The organism is Hypericibacter sp. (genome assembly GCF_050729195.1).
Classification (GTDB): Bacteria; Pseudomonadota; Alphaproteobacteria; order Dongiales; family Dongiaceae; genus Hypericibacter.
Window position 1 is genome coordinate 22,887 of the sequence record NZ_JBOHKS010000217.1, and the last position, 6,290, is coordinate 29,176.

A 6,290-nucleotide genomic window follows, 5' to 3' on the forward strand; every position below is an offset into this window, starting at 1 on the left:
AGTTGGCCGGGCCGGCTCTTTAATGGACCTCGGAATTCATCGGGAGGACAGAATGCAGGCCGAGGAACTGAAAGCCATCCAGGCGCCGCTGAAGGAGCGCTATCGCGGCAGTCCGGAGACGGCCTTGCTGACATTGAAGGCCGAGGGCCGGCTCGATGAGCTCGGCGTCGCCTGCAAGGTCGAAACCGGCCGCGGAATGATCGAGGCCGGCCTGCACCCGGCGACCGGCGGCACCGGGCTCCAGGCCTGTTCCGGCGACATGCTGCTGGAGGCGCTCGCGGCCTGCGCCGGCGTCACGCTCAAGGCCGTGGCGACGGCGCTTGGCATCGACATCCGCGAGGGCCGCGTCCAGGTCGAAGGCGATCTGGATTTCCGCGGCACCTTGGGCGTCTCCAAGGAAGCGCCGGTGGGTTTCCGGGCGATCCGGGTTGCCTTCGCGCTCGACACCGATGCCGATGAGGAGAAGCTCGCAAGCCTGCTCAAGCTCACCGAGCGCTATTGCGTCGTCTATCAGACGCTGCGCACGCCACCGACGATCGAGCTTCGGCGCGCCTGACCCCCGGGTCACTCGCTACGCTGGTGCCGCCTCGATCAGGCTTTGCCGGGTTCCGGTCGAAATGACGCGCGTGAGCGTGAAGCCGGCGGCGGAGAGAAGAGTCGCGAAGTCTTCCCGGGTCCGCTCCTGGCCACCCGGCGCCACCAGCATGTTCAGGTCGCTGAACTTGCCGTCGGGCGCCTCGTTCGGAGGCCCCAGCACCCGCTCGATGACGAGCAATCTTCCCTCGGGCTTTGCGGCACGCCGGCAGACGCGCAGGATCCGGATGGCATCCTCGTTCTCCCAATCATGCAGGATGGCCTTCAGCATATAGAGGTCGCCACCGGCGGGAACGCTTTCGAAGAAATTGCCGCCGACGATCTGGCACCGTTCGGAGACGCCCTTGCTGCGCAGCAGCGCTTCGGCGCGCGAGACGACATGCGGCAGATCGAGCAGGATGCCGCGCGCGCCGTTTCGTGCCGCGAGCAGATCCGCCAGGAGCAGGCCCTGGCCGCCGCCGACATCCACGATGCAGTCGAAAGGTCCGAAGTCGTAAGCCGCGATGACGGCGGCGCCGATGCCGCGTGAGAGAGCGGTCATGGCCCGATCGAAGATGGCACTCTCCTCGGGATGGTCCGAGCGATAGGCCCAGACGTCGCTGCCATGCAAGTCGCGGAACGCGTTCTCGCCGGTTCGCACGCTGTGCAGGAAATGTCCCCAGGTCTGCCAGTAATAAGGCCGTCCCACGAGGCTGGCCCATCCGGCAATCGAATGGGCCGTGTCGGATCGCAGGCTCTGACCCATCTCTGTCAGGGAGAAGCGCCGCTCGCCGTCCTCATGAAAGACACCGACGGCGGCCAAAGCGCGCAAAAGCCGATAGAGCGATTGCGGATGCGTGCCGGTCAGGGCGGCCAGCTCGTCGCTGCTGCGCGGCGCTTCCCGCAGATGATCGGCGATGCCCAGAACGGCGGTGACGTGAATCGCCTGGGAGACCTGATAACCATTGATCAGGCGCATGAGTTCGACAGCCGGGGTCCGTTCGGTCACGGTCGGATACCTCGCTCGAGTGGTTCGGGAGACAGCCTAGCCCCGGCGTGGGGCGGCAGCAAATCACGCCGGGCCTGATGCCAGTCGGTCGGACCATGCGGGTCTCGCCACGGCGACACGCCCCTCGAGTCGCGATGCGGTCGATGTCATGAACGAGGCGGCTGCCGCGAATGGCGGGATAGCCGACATCAATCCCGTGCAGGATCATGACTTCATGTACAACTGCAGCCTGACGGACCCCGACGGCCATATCTAAGAGGCGATGTGGATGGACCCGGCGGCCATTCCGTCAAACGATCAAGCAAACTGAAAAGAGGCAGGAGGAGAAACCATGACGACAGAAACAAACCGGACGGGATGGGCGACGGTGGCGGTCCTCGTCGGACGCCTGATCTTTGCCGCCGTCTTCATCATGGCGGTGAGTTTCAAGCTGATGGATATCGACGCAACGGCGGGCTACATCGCGGCCGCGGGTTTCCCAATGCCCAGCCTCCTGGCTTGGCTCGCGGCCTTGTTCGAGCTCGCTCTGATCGCGTGTTTCCTGACCGGCGCCTATTTCTCGGAAGCGGCACTCCTGGCCGCCGCCTATGTGCTGTTCCTCGCCTTCGCGTTCCACGGGCCTTCGCATTGGGCGGGAAACCAGACCGAGTTCGGGTTCTTCGTCGATCACTTCACCTTCATCGCGGGCCTTTTGTTTGCGGCCGCGCACGGCCCCGGAAGCGTCTTGGCCTTGAAACGCGGATGGCTGACCCGGTCATAACAAATGCAGGAACAGAGTCCGGCGGCTTTGCTAAGGGCGTTGAAACTTACCCAGGTAAAATGAAAACGGCCGCTCTTGGGATTACCAGGAGCGGCCGTTGCGTCTTTCTCGTTGCGTGGATCGCCTATCCCAGCTTGCCCATCGCCACCGCGGTATCGCTCATGCGGTTGGAGAAGCCCCACTCATTGTCGTACCAGGCGAGGACGCGCACGAAGCGGCCCTCGATCACCTGCGTCTGCTTGAGGTCGAAGGTCGAGCTGGCGGGATTGTGATTGAAGTCCGAGCTCACCAGCGGCTGGTCGTTGGTGGCGAGGATGCCCTTGAGCGGGCCGTTCGCGGCGGCTTCAACGATGGCCTTGTTGACCGCCTCGACCGAAGTCTCCCGGGCCGCGTCGAACTTGAAATCCACCAGCGAGACATTGGGCGTCGGCACGCGGATCGAGGTGCCGTCGAGCTTGCCGTTGAGCTCGGGCAGCACCAGGCCCACGGCCTTGGCGGCACCCGTGGTGGTCGGGATCATCGAGAGCGCGGCGGCGCGGGCGCGGTGGAGATCCTTGTGCAGCGTGTCGAGCACCGGCTGGTCGCCGGTGTAGCTGTGGATCGTGGTCATGAAGCCGCGCTCGATGCCGATCGCCTTGTGCAGCACGGCTGCGACCGGTGCCAGGCAGTTGGTGGTGCAGGAGGCGTTCGAGACGATCTTGTGCGACTTGTCGAGCTTCTGGTGATTGACGCCATAGACCACGGTGAGGTCGGCGCCGGTGGCCGGGGCCGAGATCAGCACGCGCTTGGCGCCGGCTTCGAGATGCTTCGAGGCCGCTTCCTTCGTGGTGAAGATGCCGGTGCATTCCAGCGCGATCTCGACGCCGAGCTTGGCCCAGGGGAGCTTCGCCGGATCGCGCTCGGCCGTGACCGTCATCCAGCCGCGGCCGGCGTCGATCGCGCCCTCTTTCGTCTGCACCGTGCCGGGGAAGCGGCCATGGACCGTGTCGTAGCGCAAGAGATGCGCGTTGGTCTCGACCGGGCCCAGATCGTTGAGGCCGACCACCTCGATGTCCTTGCGCCCGCTCTCGAGGATGGCGCGGAGCACCAGGCGGCCGATGCGGCCGAAGCCGTTGATGGCGACGCGAACGGTCATGGGCGAACTCCTTTGTTGATTCTAGACGTCGCTTGCGAGGGGCGGTGTGCCACCCCCTCCCGGCGCAGCGCGCCGACCTCCCCCGTCAAGGGGGAGGTGATGGGATCAGAGTCGCGCCTTGGCGGCCTTCACGGTCGCCTCGGCGGTGATGCCGAAATGCTTGTAGAGATCGGTCGCGGGTGCCGAGGCGCCGAAGCCGGTCATGCCGATGACGGCCCCGCGCGGGCCGACATAGCGCTCCCAGCCGAAGACCGAGGCCGCCTCGATCGCGACGCGCACGGCAGTGGCGCCCAGCACATCCTCGCGATAGGCGGCCGGCTGGCGGTCGAACAATTCCCAGGAGGGCATCGAGACCACCGCGGTGCCGATCCCGTCGGCCTCGAGCCGGCTCCGGGCCTCGACGGCGATCGAGACCTCCGAGCCGGTGGCGATCAGGGTCACCTGGCGCGGATGCGTCGCTTCCTGCAGCACATAGCCGCCCTGGGCGCAGCGATTTTCCTCGGTGTGCTTGGTGCGCAAGGTCGGCACCGCCTGGCGCGTCAAGGCCAGGATCGAGGGCGCATGGTGCTCGGCCAGAGCGAGGGCCCAGCATTCCGCGGTCTCGACCGTGTCGCAGGGGCGGAAGACCAGCAGGTTCGGAATCGCCCGCAAGGCCGCCAGATGCTCGACCGGCTGATGGGTCGGGCCATCCTCGCCGAGGCCGATCGAATCATGCGTCATCACATAAATGACACGCTGGCCTATCAGCGCCGAGAGACGGATCGCGGGACGGCAATAATCGGTGAAGACCAGGAAGGTGCCGCCATAGGGCGCGAAGCCGCCATGGAGCGCGATGCCGTTCATCGCCGCCGCCATCCCATGCTCGCGCACGCCGTAATAGATGTAGCGGCCGCCGTAATTCTCGGCGGTCACCGGCGCCATGTCCTTGGCCTTGGTGTTGTTCGAGCCGGTGAGATCGGCCGAGCCGCCGAGGAGCTCCGGCATGATCGGCGAGAGCGCCTCGAGCACGCGCTGCGAGGATTGGCGGGTCGCGAGCTTGGGCGCTTCCGCCGAGACGGCCTTCTTGGTCGCCTCGATGGTCGCCGCGAAGGCGGCCGGCAGCTCGCCCGATTGCTGGCGGTCGAACTCGGCGCGGTTCTTATGCGCGTGGTGGCGCTTGGTCCAGGCGTCATAGGCCGCGCTGCCGCGAGATCCCGCCTGGCGCCAGGCATTGAGGATCGTTTCGGGCACGGTGAAGGGCGGGTAGGGCCAGCCCAGCTTCTCACGCGCACCGGCGACTTCCTCGGCGCCCAGGGGCGCGCCATGGGTCGCGGCGGTGCCGGCCTTCTTGGGCGCGCCGAAGCCGATGATGGTCTTGCAGGCGATAAAGGTCGGGCGGTCGCTCTTCTGCGCGGCTTCGATCGCGGCGGCGACGGCTTCGGGATCATGGCCGTCGACCGATGCGGTGTTCCAGCCGCTGGCCTTGAAGCGGCCGAGCTGGTCGTCGGAGACGGAGAGCGAGGTCGGCCCGTCGATCGAGATGCTGTTGTTGTCCCACAGCACGATCAGGCGGTTGAGCTTGAGATGGCCGGCGAGCGAGATCGCCTCATGGCTGATGCCTTCCATCAGGCAGCCATCGCCGACGATCGCATAGGTGTGGTGATCGACCAGCTCGGATCCGAAACGCGCGTTCTCCAGTCGCTCGGCCAGCGCCATGCCGACCGCGTTGGCGATGCCCTGACCCAGCGGGCCCGTCGTCGTCTCGATGCCGGCCGCATGGCCATATTCGGGATGGCCGGCGGTGCGGCTGCCGAGCTGGCGGAAGCGCCGGATCTCGTCGATCGTCATGTCGGCGAAACCGGTCAGATAGAGCAGGCTGTAGAGCAGCATCGAGCCGTGGCCGGCGGAGAGCACGAAGCGGTCGCGGTCGGGCCAGTGCGGATGCGCGTGATCGAATTTGAGGAAGCGGCTCCAGAGCACGGTCGCGACATCGGCCATGCCCATCGGCATGCCGGGATGACCCGAGGCGGCCTTCTCGACGGCATCCATCGACAAGGCGCGGATGGCGTTGGCCATGTTCTTGGCACTGGCCGGATAAGTCGGATGCAAAGAGGCGCCGGAAGCGGGAGACGATGAGGGCACAGCCGTGTCCATGAGGATATTGCCAAGGGTCGGGAGCGGGGGCTTCGACGGCCGCCAGCGCGGGTTCGTAGGCCTCCCGGCGGCGGTGCGCCCGGAACATGCCGCCCGCCCGACCTTGCGTCAACCCTTGGAGCCCGTAAGAAGCGCCCGGCAGCGTGGCCGGCGCCGGGCACGATGTCGGGCGGGCGGCAGGCGGCGTTGACGCGGCGTTCCGCCGCCCCCTATGCTCGCGAGTGAAGAACGGATCGGAAGCCGTTTTTCCGGCTGCGTTGCGGGCCGGATCAAGGGCTTATTCGGGAACGACCGCATGACAAGGCTCGCGCAGGCGCTGGACCATCTGGATGTGGCGTTACAACGCCTCGAGCAGGCGATCGATTCGCGCGAGCGCCATTCCCATGCCGACCGCAGCGCCATCGAGTCGGAACTGAACGCTCTGAGAGCCGCGCATAGCGCGCTTCAGGGCGAGGCGCGCAGCGTCTACAGCCGAATCGACCAGATCATCGCGCGGCTGAAGGCCGCGGCCGAAGTCTGAACCCCTCGACTGGAGAAAGGGCGCTCATGGCGACCGTAACGCTATCGCTCAACGGACGGCCCTATGAGATCGCCTGCGACGACGGCCAGGAAGAAAGGCTGCAGACGCTGGGCATTGATCTCGACCGGCGCGTGAGCGACATGGCGCGGCGCCTGGGTCC

The 6,290-nt window shown here is 66.5% G+C and carries 7 protein-coding genes; 4 read left to right on the forward strand and 3 right to left on the reverse strand.

Annotated elements, in window-relative coordinates; genetic code table 11:
* Window positions 1-52 precede the first annotated feature (52 nt).
* The gene (locus tag ACREE8_RS17285; protein ID WP_431574249.1) at window positions 53-556 is read left to right on the forward strand and encodes an OsmC family protein; all 504 of its coding nucleotides are present in this window, start codon (window positions 53-55) and stop codon (window positions 554-556) included.
* 15 nt (window positions 557-571) lie between these two features.
* Here ACREE8_RS17285 and ACREE8_RS17290 read toward each other — a convergent pair whose 3' ends face one another.
* Window positions 572-1,582, reverse strand: coding sequence for a methyltransferase (locus tag ACREE8_RS17290; protein WP_431574250.1), 1,011 nt, complete (start codon window positions 1,580-1,582; stop codon window positions 572-574).
* A gap of 331 nt (window positions 1,583-1,913) precedes the next feature.
* On the opposite strand from ACREE8_RS17290, the gene ACREE8_RS17295 reads away from it, so the two are divergent.
* Window positions 1,914-2,342, forward strand: a complete 429-nt coding sequence (locus ACREE8_RS17295) for a DoxX family protein (protein WP_431574251.1) — start codon at window positions 1,914-1,916, stop codon at window positions 2,340-2,342.
* A gap of 124 nt (window positions 2,343-2,466) precedes the next feature.
* Here the strand turns inward: ACREE8_RS17295 and gap are convergent, their stop codons facing one another.
* Both gap and tkt read right to left on the reverse strand, forming a co-directional pair.
* Window positions 2,467-3,477: a type I glyceraldehyde-3-phosphate dehydrogenase gene (gene gap, locus ACREE8_RS17300; protein ID WP_431574252.1), complete on the reverse strand. Its 1,011-nt coding sequence runs from the start codon at window positions 3,475-3,477 to the stop codon at window positions 2,467-2,469.
* A 105-nt stretch (window positions 3,478-3,582) separates the two neighbouring features.
* Window positions 3,583-5,610: a transketolase gene (gene tkt, locus ACREE8_RS17305; RefSeq protein ID WP_431574253.1), complete on the reverse strand. Its 2,028-nt coding sequence runs from the start codon at window positions 5,608-5,610 to the stop codon at window positions 3,583-3,585.
* Between the two features lie 295 nt (window positions 5,611-5,905).
* Here tkt and ACREE8_RS17310 point away from each other — a divergent pair, with 295 nt between their 5' ends.
* Together ACREE8_RS17310 and ACREE8_RS17315 are read left to right on the forward strand one after the other, a co-directional pair.
* Window positions 5,906-6,130 (forward strand): hypothetical protein, encoded by a 225-nt coding sequence (locus tag ACREE8_RS17310; RefSeq protein ID WP_431574254.1) that lies wholly within the window; start codon window positions 5,906-5,908, stop codon window positions 6,128-6,130.
* Between the two features lie 26 nt (window positions 6,131-6,156).
* A partial coding sequence (locus ACREE8_RS17315; RefSeq protein WP_431574256.1) for a cell division protein ZapA occupies window positions 6,157-6,290 on the forward strand: 134 nt, incomplete at its 3' end.